We start from the raw sequence: 14,029 nt of genomic DNA, 5'->3' as shown, positions 1-14,029 counted from the left end.
TATTGAAGTACAAAGAGCATTATGATGTTGTAATAGTTGGAAGTGGTCTTGCGGGAATGGTTTCTGCAATCATTCTTGCTAAAGAAGGAAAGAGTGTTTGTGTTTTAGAAAAGAACAATCAATACGGTGGAAACCTACAAACCTTTGTACGTAATAAAACCATTTTTGATACTGGAGTGCATTATATTGGCGGATTAAGCGAAGGCCAGAATCTGCATCAATACTTTAAATATATTGATATTTTAGACGGCATACAGCTTCATAAAATGGATGAAGATGGTTTTGATATTATCTCTTTTGATGGCGACCCAAAAGAATACAAACATGCACAAGGTTATGATAATTTTATAAAAAACCTATTGGTAGATTTTCCAGAAGAGGAAGAAGGCATTAGAATGTATTGCGATAAACTACAAGCAACGTGTCAGAAATTCCCTTTATATTCTCTAGAAAAAGGAAAGCCTTATTATGATGATGCAGAGATTTTTCAACTACCAGCAAAACAATACATTAATTCATTTACAAAAAATGAAAAGCTACAAGCGGTATTGGCGGGCTCTAATTATTTGTATGCCGGAGATCAGAATAAAACACCATTTTTCGTGCATGCTTTATCTACAAACTCGTATATACAGAGTTCGTATCGTTGTGTGAATGGCGGAAGTCAGATCACCAAAGTACTTATTAAAAGATTAAAAGCAGAAGGTGGAGAAGTTTATAAACACCATGAAGTTTCTAAATTTGGGTTTGAAGATGGTTTGATTACCTCAGCAATTACAACCAAAGGAATTGAAATTAAAGGCGATTTGTTTATCTCTAATATAGAACCAAAACTTACCGTAAAAATGGTAGGTGAAGATAAGTTTAGAAAATCATACACCAACAGAATTCAAAAAATTGAAAGTACGATTGCTGCTTTCACTTTATACCTGGTTTTAAAACCGAACAGTTTTAAGTACCAAAACAAAAATTTCTACCATTTTAAAGATGCTAGCAAGGTTTGGGATTCGCACAACTACACACAAGAAAGTTGGCCAGAAGGTTATATGATGTCTATGGGAATTAAGAAAAACTCTAATGGTTATGGCGATAGTATTGCGGTGATGACCTATATGAATTATGACGAAGTAAAACCTTGGGAAGACACACATAATACGGTTGCGAATAAAAACGAAAGAGGACAAACCTACGAGCAGTTTAAAACGGAAAAAGCAGAAACATTGATTGATGAATTGGTGAAAAAATTCCCGAATCTTAGAGATTGTGTGGAAACCTATTATACCTCAACACCTTTATCTTATAGAGATTATATTGGTAGTAATCGTGGTTCTATGTATGCGTATGTAAAAGATGTAAACAAACCACTACACTCGCATTTATCGCCAAAAACAAAAATTAAAAACTTGTTTTTTACCGGTCAAAGTTTAAATATGCATGGCATTTTAGGTGTAACTATTAGTGCTATTATTACCTGTTCCGAAATTCTTGGTAAAGATTATTTATTAGATAAGATTCTAGACTCTAACAGCAATGAAGATTAATATTTTTAAGCAATATCCTTCGTTTTTAGTCGTAGTACTTTTTACAGTACTTACTTCTTGTGGTATCTCGAAATCTATTCATGATATTCCAGATGTTAGTGGCTATGATGCAACAATTTCAGAAAAAATAACGATTAATGATTCTACATTCACTTCTGGAAACAACAGTTTTGCAAAAAACAAGTATGGTTCTTATGAGCTTTATGTAACAGGAAATGCCTATCAAATTGGTTTAAATACCGGTTTACTAACCGAAGATTTATTCAAAACCCAAGAACACGCTTTTTTAAGTAAAGTAGATGAATTGGTGCCTTCCAAATTCAAACAATATCTATTGCGCAAAGTTTTAGCATTCTATAATCGTAAAATGTATTTACATATTACCGAAGAATACAAGGCAGAGATTTTGGGTCTCTCCAAATACGCATCCAACGAATACAATCATATTGCCGAAGAATATTTAAGAGTGCTATACCTTCATGGTGCGCATGATATTGGTCACGCCATGCAAGATTTAATGCTGGTTGGCTGTTCTTCTTTTGCGGCTTGGGGAAATAAAACCGAAGACGGACAATTATTAATTGGAAGAAATCTCGATTTCTACGCTGGTGATGATTTCGCAAAAAACAAAATCATAGCTTTTGTAAATCCTACCGAAGGCTACAAATTTATGTCGGTAACTTGGCCAGGAATGATTGGTGTGGTTTCTGGGATGAATGAACACGGACTTACAGTCACTATAAACGCTGGGAAGTCTAAAATTCCGTGGATTGCCAAAACACCCATTTCTATTCTGAATCGTGAAATTTTACAACACGCAACCAATATTGAAGAAGCGATTGCTATTGCTAAAAAGCGTCAAGTTTTTGTTTCCGAATCTATTTTTGTGGGTAGTGCAAAAGATAAAAAAGCAGTTACTATAGAAGTTTCGCCTAAGAATTTTGGAGTGTATGAAGTAGAAAACACCAACCAACTAATTTGTACTAATCATTTTCAAAGTGACGCTTACGCGGAAGATAAAAATAACCTAAAAGCAATAGCAGAAAGCCATTCGCAATATCGTTACGAACGCATGGAAGAGCTTTTAAACGCAACCGAAAAACTAAACGTACAAGATGCTGTTGATATTCTAAGAAACAAAGAAGGCTTGCATGATAAAGTGATTGGTTATGGTAATGAAAAAGCCTTAAATCAGCTGTTAGCGCATCACGGAATTGTTTTTAAACCAGAAGAAAGACAAGTTTGGGTTTCTTCCAATCCGTATCAATTAGGAGCTTTTGTAGCCTATGATTTAGATGAAATATTTAGTGATAATTCTGCATCCCATTTAAATCTATCCATACCAGAATTAACAAAGGAAGCAGATCCTTTTCAGTTTACCCAAGCGTATAAAAATTATGAAGCCTATAGAATAGCTAGTAAAGAATTACAAAAAGCTATTCGTAAGGATAGATCCATTCCTTCCGAAAAACTAAAGGAAACCATAGAACTAAACCCAGAATATTGGGAAGTATATTATCTTGTTGGAAAATATTATTACGAAAAAGGTTTTTACACAGCAGCATTAAACGCTTTTGAAATAGCGAAAACGAAAGAGATTACAACGGTTCCAGATCAAGAGGAATTAGAAAAATATATTAAGAAAATAAAGAGAAAACTTAAATAGAAAATACGAAGCAAACTAATTAAGAAAAAGAATTCTTATTTTTGTTTATAATACGCTATAAGATGGACATTCAAGCTGAAAAAATGGAATTAGTAAAATTGTTATTAAATACTGATAACCCTAAAATTATTGAATCCATAAAGCAAATTTTCATAAAAGAAAAAAATGACTTTTGGGATGATCTTTCAGCAGAACAACAATCTGAAATTGAATTAGGGTTACATCAAATAAATGAAGGCAAAGTTACTGACTATGAAACTATCATGAAAAAACATAGATAGTATGTCAAGAGTTGTTAAGTTTTCGGACATCGCAAATGAAAAACTTCCAGAATTATTTGAATACCTAACCGAAAACTGGTCTTTAAAAGTAAAATCTAATTTCATAAAAAAACTAGACAAATCAATATCCATTTTACAGGATAATCCAGAAATATTTCCTTTATCTAAAAATAAAAAATCTCTTCATAAATGTGTAATAACTAAACATACTACATTATATTACACATTTACAAGTAATGATGTATTTGTCGTTACGCTTTTTGACACAAGACAAGATCCAAAAAAATTAAAGAAGGACTTAACATGATTCCTAAAATAGAACAAGCATCTACACCAGAAATAAAAGCTTTTCAAGAAGAAAAGTTAGCCGAATTATTAGCGTATTTAAATGAAAATTCTACGTATTACAAACGTGTGTTTTCAGAAAACAATATAGATCTAGATGCGATACAATCTATTGAAGATTTATCTAAAATTCCGGTGACAACCAAAGATCAGCTACAACAATACAATGATGATTTTTTATGTGTAGCTAAAAGTAAAATCATAGATTATGTGACTACTTCTGGTACTTTAGGCGATCCTGTAACTTTCGCATTAACCGACAATGACTTGGAGCGTTTAGCATATAACGAAGCCATTTCTTTTGCTTGCGCGGGCGTTGGTAAAGAAGATGTTGTACAGCTCATGACCACCATGGACAGACGTTTTATGGCTGGGTTAGCATATTTTCTTGGTGTTCGTAAGCTTGGCGCGGGAATCATTCGTGTTGGCGCTGGAATTCCGGAACTACAATGGGATTCTATTTTAAAGTTTCATCCAACCTATTTGATTGCAGTTCCTTCTTTTTTATTAAAATTAATAGAATACGCAGAGCAACATAATATTGATGTAAATGCATCTGGAGTAAAAGGTGCTATTTGTATTGGTGAACCTTTACGTGAACAAGATTTTAGTCTGAATACCTTATCGCAAAAAATTACAGAAAAATGGGATATTGAATTGTTTTCTACCTACGCTTCTACCGAAATGAACACTGCTTTTACCGAGTGTGAATACCAACAAGGCGGACATCAACATCCAGAACTAATCATTGTGGAAATTTTAGACGATAACGATCATATCGTTGCAGAAGGAGAAGTTGGGGAATTAACGATTACAACCCTTGGTATTGAAGGCATGCCTTTGCTGCGTTTTAAAACGGGTGACATGGTAAAAGCAAATCAAGAAACTTGTGCTTGTGGTAGAAATACGATGCGTTTAGGGCCGGTTGTTGGTAGAAGAAAACAAATGATAAAATACAAAGGAACCACTTTGTATCCGCCAGCAATGGATAATATTCTAAATGATTTTAATGACGTAGAAGCCTATGTTATTGAACTTTCACATAATGATATTGGTACCGATGAAATTTTAATTAAAATCGCGGCAAAAGATCCTTCCGAAAAATTACTACAAAGCATTAAAGATCACTTTAGAGCCAAACTTCGTGTTGCGCCAAGAATTGCTTTTCATGATAAAAAGGAAATTATTAAATTACAATTTCCTGCGATGAGTAGAAAGCCTATTATGGTGATTGACAAGCGGGTGTAAATGTTTTGCTTCTTAAGAAGCTTGTTGCATGTTTTGCACGATTCCTTTATCGACATAAACTTCTAATAATTTTGCGTTATTAGCGCTAAACACCACTTCTTCTGTATTGGCAGGAATTAAAATAGTTTCTCCCATTTTAACAGTTTCGGTATGTAAACCTGCAGTTATTTCTGCTTCCCCTTCCACACACATAAAGATCACAAACGAATCTAAGTTGTTATAATCTTTCACTTGATGATTGGTTACATCTAAAATGTTGGTTGTAAAATATTCACAATCTACTAAGCTTGCACTAGCGTTTGGTTGTAAATCATATACTGCTTTTCCGTTAGAATCAAACTGCTTCGTAGCTTGTTCTGCTAATTGGGTATGTAATTCTCTTTTTTGTCCAGAATCATCCGTTCTATCCCAATCGTAAACACGATAGGTAATATCACTTGTTTGTTGAATTTCGGCAGCTAAAACTCCTGCTCCAATGGCATGAATTTTTCCTGCTGGAATAAAAAAGCTATCTCCCTTCTTTACTTCTTCTCTATTAAAAACAGCATCTACATTATTTGCATTAATGTGATTTAATAATTCTGGGTTTGTTGTTTTATCCTTTAAACCTAAAACAATATCTGCATTAGTATCACTATCCATAATGTACCACATTTCTGTTTTTCCAAAAGAATTATGGTGCTTTTTAGCCATTACATTATCTGGATGTACTTGAACAGATAAGTCTGTTTTTGCATCTAAAAATTTAATTAGTAACGGAAAGTTATAACCAAAATTAGCAAAGTTCTCTGTTCCTAAAAGCGCTGCTTCATGTGCTTCAATAAGCTCTTTTAAATTTGCTCCTTTATATGCACCATTACTAACTTCTGAAATGTTTCCGTTTACATCTGAAATCTCCCAGCTTTCCCCTACATTTTCTTTATTTGTCTCTTTTCCTAAAAGGTTTCCTAGTTTGTTTCCTCCCCAGATTTTCTCTTTTAATATGGGATTGAATTTTATTGGATATACTTTCATAACTGTTTTTTTTTAAAGGTTTCTTTGATACTGAAGTTGGATAAAGGGATTCTCTATTTCGATGTTTTTTAAGTAATCGATAACAGAGAATAAACTCTGAAATAAGGTTTGTTTCCTTTTTAAAGGTTTGCGACTATAATTAATAATAACCTCTTGATTTTCGGCGATCACCTTAATCAACCTATTTACACCATGGTATTTAGTGTTTATCATATTTATAGAAACGTAACCTACATTTTTTAGTTGAAACGCATTAAACATAAATCTTGCTCCCGCTTTTACTGCTGCAACATCCGATTTAAACTTTCGAATATTAACCACAGATACATTATTACAAGCGTCTTTTACTTCATTTAATAAATCGAAAGTACTGTCTTTACTATCATTGTTTACTAAACATAATTCTAAATTGGACGTTTGCTTTATTTGTTCAATAAAAAAAGAAGGGTCCATTTCACTGTCATTATTATGAAAGATGATAATAATTCCTGTTTTCATGATTTGAGACGTTTTAACTATTAGTAATTAGGCTGCGTGCAAATCGGTAGTAACTGCTGTTTTCACGACTTGCTTTTTGTTTCTATATACCCAAGCTATTTGTCCTAATTGTCCAACAATTTTTATAGAATCTTTCATCGATAATTTAGAACCATCCGCATGAATCCATCTTTTTAATGGTTGCTCACAAAGCATTGCTTTCGCTTCTTTTAATCCGAAATGAATACGCATTCTTTTAAATATTTCTACATCAAAAATCCATTGGGTAACAAACTTTTCACCAAAAGCGATTTGAATTACATCTTTACGAAATATTTTAGCACCACATTGTGTGTCTTTAAAATCCATTTTTAAGATTTTTCTAATGATAAAATTAATCGTTAAACTAATTATTTTTCTAGCAGATTCTTTAGTGATATTTGCTCCCATTCGAGATATTCTAGAACCACTTACAATTTTAAAATCGGAAGTTTCAATTGTCTTTACTAAATCATCAAAATCGGCTAAGTCTGTAGATAAATCGGCATCTAAAAATCCGATATAATCTAAATCTTCTTTTTTAGCCATGTGTAACATTCCTAAACGAACAGCTTCTGCTTTTCCTCCGTTTTTCTCACAGTCGTATACCGTAATAAAATCTTCTCTTCCTTTTTGTAAATTTTTTAAAACTTCTAAGGTTTTATCCTTACTACCATCGTTTACAAAACATAAATGGTACCCAGAATTTTTATCGATATAGTTAATAAATTCATCACTTAATAAACGTTCTTCTTCATTATAACAAGGAATAACAACACCAACACAACGCTCTTGAATCATTACATCACTTTTAGTAACTGCATTTTGCACTTCAGGAGCTCCAATTAATCTTTTTACACGAGCACTAATCTCGTTTAAGCTTAATGGTTTTTTCATATAATCGTTGATCCCTAAATCGAAACCTTCTGTAATCGTTTCATCTTTTGTATCTCCAGATAAAACCATGATTGGTGTTTGTAAATTTTTAGTAACACGAATATGTTTTACAACATCTAAACCAGAAACGAAAGGCATATTAATATCTACAATAACTAAATCTGGATTAAAAGATTCATATAATTTTAATCCTTTAGTTGCATCGGTTTCAATTTTCACTTCATAACCTAATTCTACTAATCTCTTTTGTAAAGGAAGTAATACTAATTGTTGGTCATCTATGGCTAAAACTTTCATAATAAGTTGTTTTTATTTGTTGTTGATGGTACAAATGTACAGGAGAAGACAGCCCTAAAATTCTTATTTAGTTTAACCTATAGCTAAGTGTCGACGAATGGTAGATTGCTGTAGATAATTAAAAATGGAAGCACTATAATATTTATTTATCTTTACCATATTATTAGAACTTAGGCTTTAAATGAAATATCCCTATATATTAATAGGACTAGTAAACACATGGTTATGGATATTACAACTGACCTATAAATGAATAACCAAAATTAACCGTTGAAAGAAACCTCAAATAAATACTTAATCGTTGCCATCCTTTTGGGATTAGCATTTCATGGTAGTGCCATATTTTTCACTTTGGAAACTACTTATGATGCGTTAATACACCTGTTTTTTGCAGATCATTATGCAAATAGCTGGTTTGAACCCTGGAATTATGAATGGTACACAGGTTTTACCGTACAGAGTTATCCGCCTTTAGTACACCAATCTATTGGACTCTTGTCTATGATTGGCGGTTTAAAGTTTGGTATGTTTAGTGTTGCCTTAATTGCAATTGTTCTATTTATTACAGGAGCTTATCGTTTTTCTTTAATGATGACTGGTAACAAAACAGTTGCTGGTTATGCTGCTATTTTAGCGGTGTTTAGTTCTTCTTTTGTGGAGACGCTTCATATTTTCGGACAGTTACCAAGTATTATAGGTGTATCGGTATTAATGCATGCCTTACCAGAAATCTATTTATGGCTAAAAACGGGTAAAAAATGGTATTTAGCAACCTCCTTATCTTTAATAGCAGTTACCGTGACTTCACATCACGTGACACCTATTTTTGGGATGATCTTTTTTATCTTTCCTTTAATAGGAATGGTAATTATGGATGTTTCTAGAGAGCAAGTAAACACCATGAAAGAAGTCACCTTCAAAATATTTTTGAATAGCTTTTTCAAATTGTTTAAACGTATTATAAGCTTTGGAATGCTATCCTTGGTATTAATTATAGGTTGTATTTTTCCGTATTGGCTAAACTCGAAAGCGAATCCAATTACACAAGTTCCCATTCCGCATGGTTCTCGCGATAATTTCTTAGAAATCACCTCTTCAGGATTGGTGTTCTTTTTAATTCCTTGGGGGATTTTATTAATCTTATTACCTTATATATTCTACAGATATTATAGCAAACGCTACTTGTTTTTTGGATTATCTATAACCATTTGCACCATTTTAGGAACTGGAGGAACTACTCCTGTACCTTTAAAAATGCTAGGTGAAACAGCATTTAATATATTAACCTTAGATCGGTTTACACTTTGGGCCTCTATCTTGTCTATACCTATGTTAGGGGAATTCACCTATCGTTTTGTCGAAGGGGATTTAAAGGAATTAATTCAGAACAAATTAGGCGCTATTTACCATCGTATTATTGGCGGAATATTAGCAGGACTCATGGTGTTTATGGTCGTATTTACCATGAGTTTAAACTATTTTAGACCATCGCAACCACAGAAAATAAAAATGTTACCTATCGTGAATTTCTTAAATCAAGATGATCACGATAAATGGCGATTTTTAACTCTTGGTTTTGGCGATCAAATGGCGTGGTTAAGTGCACAAACAAATGCCATGACTGTGGATGGAAACTATCATTCTGCAAGACGATTACCAGAATTAACCACCAGACCTATCGAGCGTTTAGAGAACTCTAAATTTAAAGGTGTTGCCGGAATTGGTTCGTTACAGCAATTTTTAACTACTCCAGAAAAATACAATCTTAAATATATATTTTCTAACGATAAATTTTACGATCCCATTCTCTACTTCTGTGGTTGGCAACGATTACGACAATTAGAAAATGGCATCATGGTTTGGGAACGACTAAACATTCCGCCAGTTTCCTCTATTTTACCCAAAGAAGATGTTGCTAAATGGGTAAAATTAATGTGGGGAATTATTCCATTTTTAACCGTTTTAATTGCGTTTGTTTTAAACATACAAATGCTTTGGGTTAATGCTTTAAAAACGCGAATTAAACCCATTCCCGACTTTTTAAAGTTTCCAACAACGTATACTAAGTTTAACCGAAACGTATTACGAATCACACACATTTGGTCCATATTATTAGCGGTTGCAGTCTTTTATGGTATTTATTTATTCTACCTCAAAAACGATTCGCAACGCAGTCCGGAAAATGCCATTATCGCCTACTATGATGCTTTAGATTTTAAAGAATTTGAAAAAGCACATCGTTTAATCGATCCAGAAAACCAGTTACCAATTGCCCAATATATGTTGGAGATTTCCGTAACCGATGGTTTACTAAGTAGCTATGCAAAAATGGATGCTATTGAGACCGAAATCACCAAACATAATGACAGTACCGTTTCGGCAAAAGTGACTAGCCAATGGATTACGCCTTTAGAGAAAATTGAAAAAGTGGATTATAAATCGCTATCCAAACGCAAAGGAAATTGGTATTTACAACCAGACGTTTTAAATAACGATTTACCACCAGACCAACTCTATTCTGCGAATGCCACCAAGTATTTTAATCAAGGTAGGCGTCGTATTACAACAGAAGCAACGCATCATGAAGACATTTTAAAACAACCTGTTTTAGAAGTGGTTTCGGCTAAATTAGTACAATATGATGGCAGTTATGCGATTATTGGGGAAGTCCAAAATATAGATAATGTACCTGCAGATATTATTTTAAAAGGAACCCTGTACAACGATGCCAACAAACAACTCGCAACATACAATGCAAAGTATCATGTGAAACATAAATTAATGCCTAAAGAATCCAGTAGTTTCCGTATTAATTTTGAAGGAATTGCCTGGTCTAGAACCCAAGATTCCATTCCGGACACGTTTAATCCAGATGAATTTACACCTATTGAATTTGAAGAACAACCAACAAAATTCAACTTGCAAGTAGCAGGAAATGTATCGGGCTCTGATTTATATAAAAACGTGGTATTAAGTGCCATTACCATTAAAGACAGTATTATAAACGGAAACTTATTTAATAGCGGCATTCAAGAAATTACCATACCTCAGCTTTTAGTGACGTACTATGATGCCAATAAAGACATGGTTTGGGTGGATCATTTATTTGTAAAAGAAGGAGTACGACAACAACGCAAGCAAGATTTTGAATACCAAATATTACAAGATGGTGCAGTGAAAATCATAAATACAGACATGCATAACATTTTTGTAAATGGTTTACCAAACGATGCTATTGCTGGAAAAATAGTGCCAAACAGAATAGAAAATCATAGTGATGCACAATTACAAAAAATTGACCATCCCGATTTTAGTTATATTAAAATAGAAATTAACACATATATAGGAAGTCCGAATTAATGCAACTTAAACGTACATACATATTTCTTTTAGGCTTGATTTTATTATCATCGTTTGCTGTTGTGCAACAAAATGAAACCACTAATCCTATCCAATTATTAACCATCCAAACAGACTATGAAGTTGGAAATGCTGTGGTTCTAAAATTTACGGCTTCCGAAGGCGAAAAACCACTACTCTATTGTTCTAATAGTTATGGTTCTACTTTGGTTTCGGCTGTAGTACAAGAAAATATACTTCAATATATAATTCCGAAAAACATCACTAAAAAAATTGGTGTTGTTCACTGGAAGCTATTAGACCAAAACAAAGCTATTTCTGGTCAATTCTATATGCATTCAAAAGCGGAAGTCGCAACCATGGAAACCTATATTGGTCCGCCAAGTATAGAAGCTGGAGGAACAGATTACACCATGTTAGTTGTTATTCCAACCGATTCTTTAGATAATCCTGTACCAACAAATACGAAGGTAAATGCAAAGTTTCAGTTTTTAGCTTCCGAAGAAAATGATGACATTTTCACCAAGAACTTAATTGCTTATCGAAACATTTATTCCGAAAGAGAAAGCGGACGCATGTTAGTGTCTTCAGAAAGTTTAGGTATCAACTCTAAAGAATTCACCATTAATGTTTGGGCTGCAATTCCTACAGATTTCACTATTTCTGCCAAACGACCACATAATTATGCCGACGGAAATCAAGTAACCACTTTTAATACTTCTGTACTAAAAGACAAGCAAAATAATGTAGTTAGCGACGGGACATTTGTCACCTTTTTTATTACGAATGCAAACGGAAACATTTTAAAAACTACAGGAACCACTATAGAAGGTGTAGCACATTCTAAGATGATTCATCCCGACTTTAAAGACAACTGGAGTATTAAAGCTTATGTGGATGGTATGGCAGAGAGTAACACCATTACCTTAAGTTATCAAAGTGTTATCGACGATTTTGAAGTTTCCTTTACTAGCAAAAATCGTGAAATATTAGTTGGTCCTTTACAAAGTTTTATGGAGCAAATGATTCCGGATGGTTTGCACGTTAAACTTTTAATCTACAAAGACAATACACTTTTGGATACCATTACAAAAACATCTTTTAATGGTTATGTCACTTTTAATTTGAAGCCGGCTGTTTATGAAAATAACACTTATAATTTCCGTATAGAAACTGCAGGAATAGACAAAACTTTTAATAATAAAAAACTATGGTAAGTCTTAATAAAAACATACTTCGTACCATATTAATAATCTCATATATTATGATTGTAGCCTTGATTATTTCTGGTATTAGCGCGCTTTTTAGCTACCTAAACACTGGAGCAGACCGAAGCACCATGCTACATACCGAAATACAAAAAGTAGAACAATACGCACCGAAATTAATTTGGGAACCTTTAAACAATGAAGGCCGACCAATGGATACCGAAAATATAAATGCCTTACAAAAGGATTATCTAGATGCTTGGTATGTAAAACAAGTCGCTTATAAAACGAATAAAACTGCGGGTATAAAAGATTATTATACCGATAGTGCCAGAGAAAATTTATATGCTTTTATTGACTTAAACAAAGCGGAAAACACCACTATTGAAGCGACTACATTAAACCACAATCCAACTTTAGAATTTTTTAGCGAAGACGGCCAATTAGCTGTTATAACAGATAGAGATGTTGTAGAATATAAACGGATTTTTAAAGCAGAAAAGCTTGTACTAGAAACTACAGAAACCTCCGCTTATAAAATGGTGTTTTTATTAGAAGATGGCTTTTGGCGTATTAGACATTTGGTAAAAGAAAGCAGTAATCCTTTGGAAGCAAAAACAGCAAAAATAAAAACCGATAGTTTAATTATAAAAGGAATTAATTATTACCCAAAAGCAACGCCTTGGAATATGTTTGGTGACGCTTTCGCAGAAGACATTATTGCTAACGACTTTAAAATTATTAAAGCTGCTGGTTTGAATTCGGTTCGGATTTTTGTGCAATATGATGATTTTGGAAAAGCAGATGTAGATCCTGAAAAGCTAGAAAAATTAAAACAAACCTTAGATGCTGCGGAAGCAAATAAACTAAAAGTCGTGTTGACTTTATTTGATTTTTTTGGTGATTATTCGGTGATGAACTGGACGTTAAACCAACGTCATGCAGAAACCATAGTCTCCACTTTTAAAGACCATAACGCTATTATTGCTTGGGATATTAAAAACGAACCAAACCTTGATTTTGAATCTAGAGGAAAAGATATGGTTATCGCTTGGTTAGATAGCATGATCGATTTAGTAAAATCTGTAGATGCAGAACATCCTGTAACCATTGGTTGGTCTAACACACAAAGTGCACCCATTTTAAAAGATAAAGTAGATATTGTTTCGTTTCATTATTATGAAGGTTTAAGCGAGTTGGATGCTGCTATAAAAACATTGCGTAAAGACATTCCTAACAAACCACTAGTATTACAAGAGTTTGGAATTTCATCGTATAGTGGTTTCTGGAAACCACTTGGTTCTTCCACAGAAGACCAAGCCAATTACCACAAAAAAATCCAAGAGATTATTGCTGCGAATAGCTTGCAATTTATGTCTTGGACTTTATATGATTTTGTAGATGTGCCAAAAGCTGTTGTAGGTAGCAGACCTTGGCGTCGAAATACCCAAAAACATTTTGGATTTATCGATAAAAATGGGGCAAAAAAGGCATCGTTTAAATACATTACGAACTAGTACTTTTCGTTCGTTTGCTATCTAGAGTAAAGTAAAGAATCTCAAATCCAATAGGTTGCTTCTTAATATTCTTCGTTATACTTCCTTCTAAACAACTATAGGTTTCTTAATTGTTTTGGGACAAAAAAAGGCATCGATT

General features: G+C 33.3%; 11 protein-coding genes. 8 read left to right on the top strand and 3 right to left on the bottom strand.

Going from position 1 to position 14,029, the window contains the following annotated elements; translation table 11 throughout:
- Nucleotides 1–2 precede the first annotated feature (2 nt).
- The 5 genes from ACVCZW_RS16165 to ACVCZW_RS16145 all read left to right on the top strand — a co-directional run bounded on the left by ACVCZW_RS16165 (nt 3) and on the right by ACVCZW_RS16145 (nt 5,081).
- Nucleotides 3–1,541: a phytoene desaturase family protein gene (locus ACVCZW_RS16165; RefSeq protein ID WP_452230721.1), complete on the top strand. Its 1,539-nt coding sequence runs from the start codon at nt 3–5 to the stop codon at nt 1,539–1,541.
- Nucleotides 1,531–3,207 (top strand): C45 family autoproteolytic acyltransferase/hydolase, encoded by a 1,677-nt coding sequence (locus ACVCZW_RS16160; protein WP_452232899.1) that lies wholly within the window; start codon nt 1,531–1,533, stop codon nt 3,205–3,207. The genes ACVCZW_RS16165 and ACVCZW_RS16160 overlap by 11 nt, the downstream gene beginning before the upstream one ends.
- 62 nt (nt 3,208–3,269) lie before the next feature.
- A complete protein-coding gene (locus ACVCZW_RS16155; protein ID WP_452232898.1) occupies nt 3,270–3,488 on the top strand; it encodes a hypothetical protein in 219 nt (72 codons plus the stop codon).
- Between the two features lies 1 nt (nt 3,489).
- The gene (locus ACVCZW_RS16150) at nt 3,490–3,795 is read left to right on the top strand and encodes a type II toxin-antitoxin system RelE/ParE family toxin (RefSeq protein ID WP_452230719.1); all 306 of its coding nucleotides are present in this window, start codon (nt 3,490–3,492) and stop codon (nt 3,793–3,795) included.
- A complete protein-coding gene (locus tag ACVCZW_RS16145) occupies nt 3,792–5,081 on the top strand; it encodes a phenylacetate--CoA ligase family protein (protein ID WP_452232897.1) in 1,290 nt (429 codons plus the stop codon). The genes ACVCZW_RS16150 and ACVCZW_RS16145 overlap by 4 nt, the downstream gene beginning before the upstream one ends.
- Nucleotides 5,082–5,093: 12 nt before the next feature.
- Here the strand turns inward: ACVCZW_RS16145 and ACVCZW_RS16140 are convergent, their stop codons facing one another.
- The 3 genes from ACVCZW_RS16140 to ACVCZW_RS16130 are packed head-to-tail and all read right to left on the bottom strand — an operon-like array spanning nt 5,094 to nt 7,805.
- The gene (locus ACVCZW_RS16140) at nt 5,094–6,095 is read right to left on the bottom strand and encodes a type I phosphomannose isomerase catalytic subunit (protein ID WP_452232896.1); all 1,002 of its coding nucleotides are present in this window, start codon (nt 6,093–6,095) and stop codon (nt 5,094–5,096) included.
- A 12-nt stretch (nt 6,096–6,107) separates the two neighbouring features.
- Nucleotides 6,108–6,593, bottom strand: a complete 486-nt coding sequence (locus ACVCZW_RS16135; RefSeq protein ID WP_452232895.1) for a glycosyltransferase — start codon at nt 6,591–6,593, stop codon at nt 6,108–6,110.
- Between the two features lie 27 nt (nt 6,594–6,620).
- A complete protein-coding gene (locus ACVCZW_RS16130; RefSeq protein WP_452232894.1) occupies nt 6,621–7,805 on the bottom strand; it encodes a response regulator in 1,185 nt (394 codons plus the stop codon).
- A 270-nt stretch (nt 7,806–8,075) separates the two neighbouring features.
- Here ACVCZW_RS16130 and ACVCZW_RS16125 point away from each other — a divergent pair, with 270 nt between their 5' ends.
- The 3 genes from ACVCZW_RS16125 to ACVCZW_RS16115 are packed head-to-tail and all read left to right on the top strand — an operon-like array spanning nt 8,076 to nt 13,890.
- Complete coding sequence (locus ACVCZW_RS16125) at nt 8,076–11,165, top strand: hypothetical protein (protein ID WP_452232893.1); 3,090 nt, start codon at nt 8,076–8,078, stop codon at nt 11,163–11,165.
- Nucleotides 11,165–12,382 (top strand): hypothetical protein, encoded by a 1,218-nt coding sequence (locus ACVCZW_RS16120; RefSeq protein ID WP_452232892.1) that lies wholly within the window; start codon nt 11,165–11,167, stop codon nt 12,380–12,382. Before ACVCZW_RS16125 ends, ACVCZW_RS16120 begins: the two co-directional genes overlap by 1 nt.
- Nucleotides 12,376–13,890, top strand: coding sequence for a cellulase family glycosylhydrolase (locus ACVCZW_RS16115; RefSeq protein WP_452232891.1), 1,515 nt, complete (start codon nt 12,376–12,378; stop codon nt 13,888–13,890). The genes ACVCZW_RS16120 and ACVCZW_RS16115 overlap by 7 nt, the downstream gene beginning before the upstream one ends.
- The last annotated feature ends 139 nt before the right edge of the window (nt 13,891–14,029 follow it).

Source organism: Lacinutrix sp. MEBiC02595, from assembly GCF_053601555.1.
The sequence above is the reverse complement of the archived record's forward strand: the minus strand, read 5'-3'. Positions and strand labels throughout refer to the sequence as shown.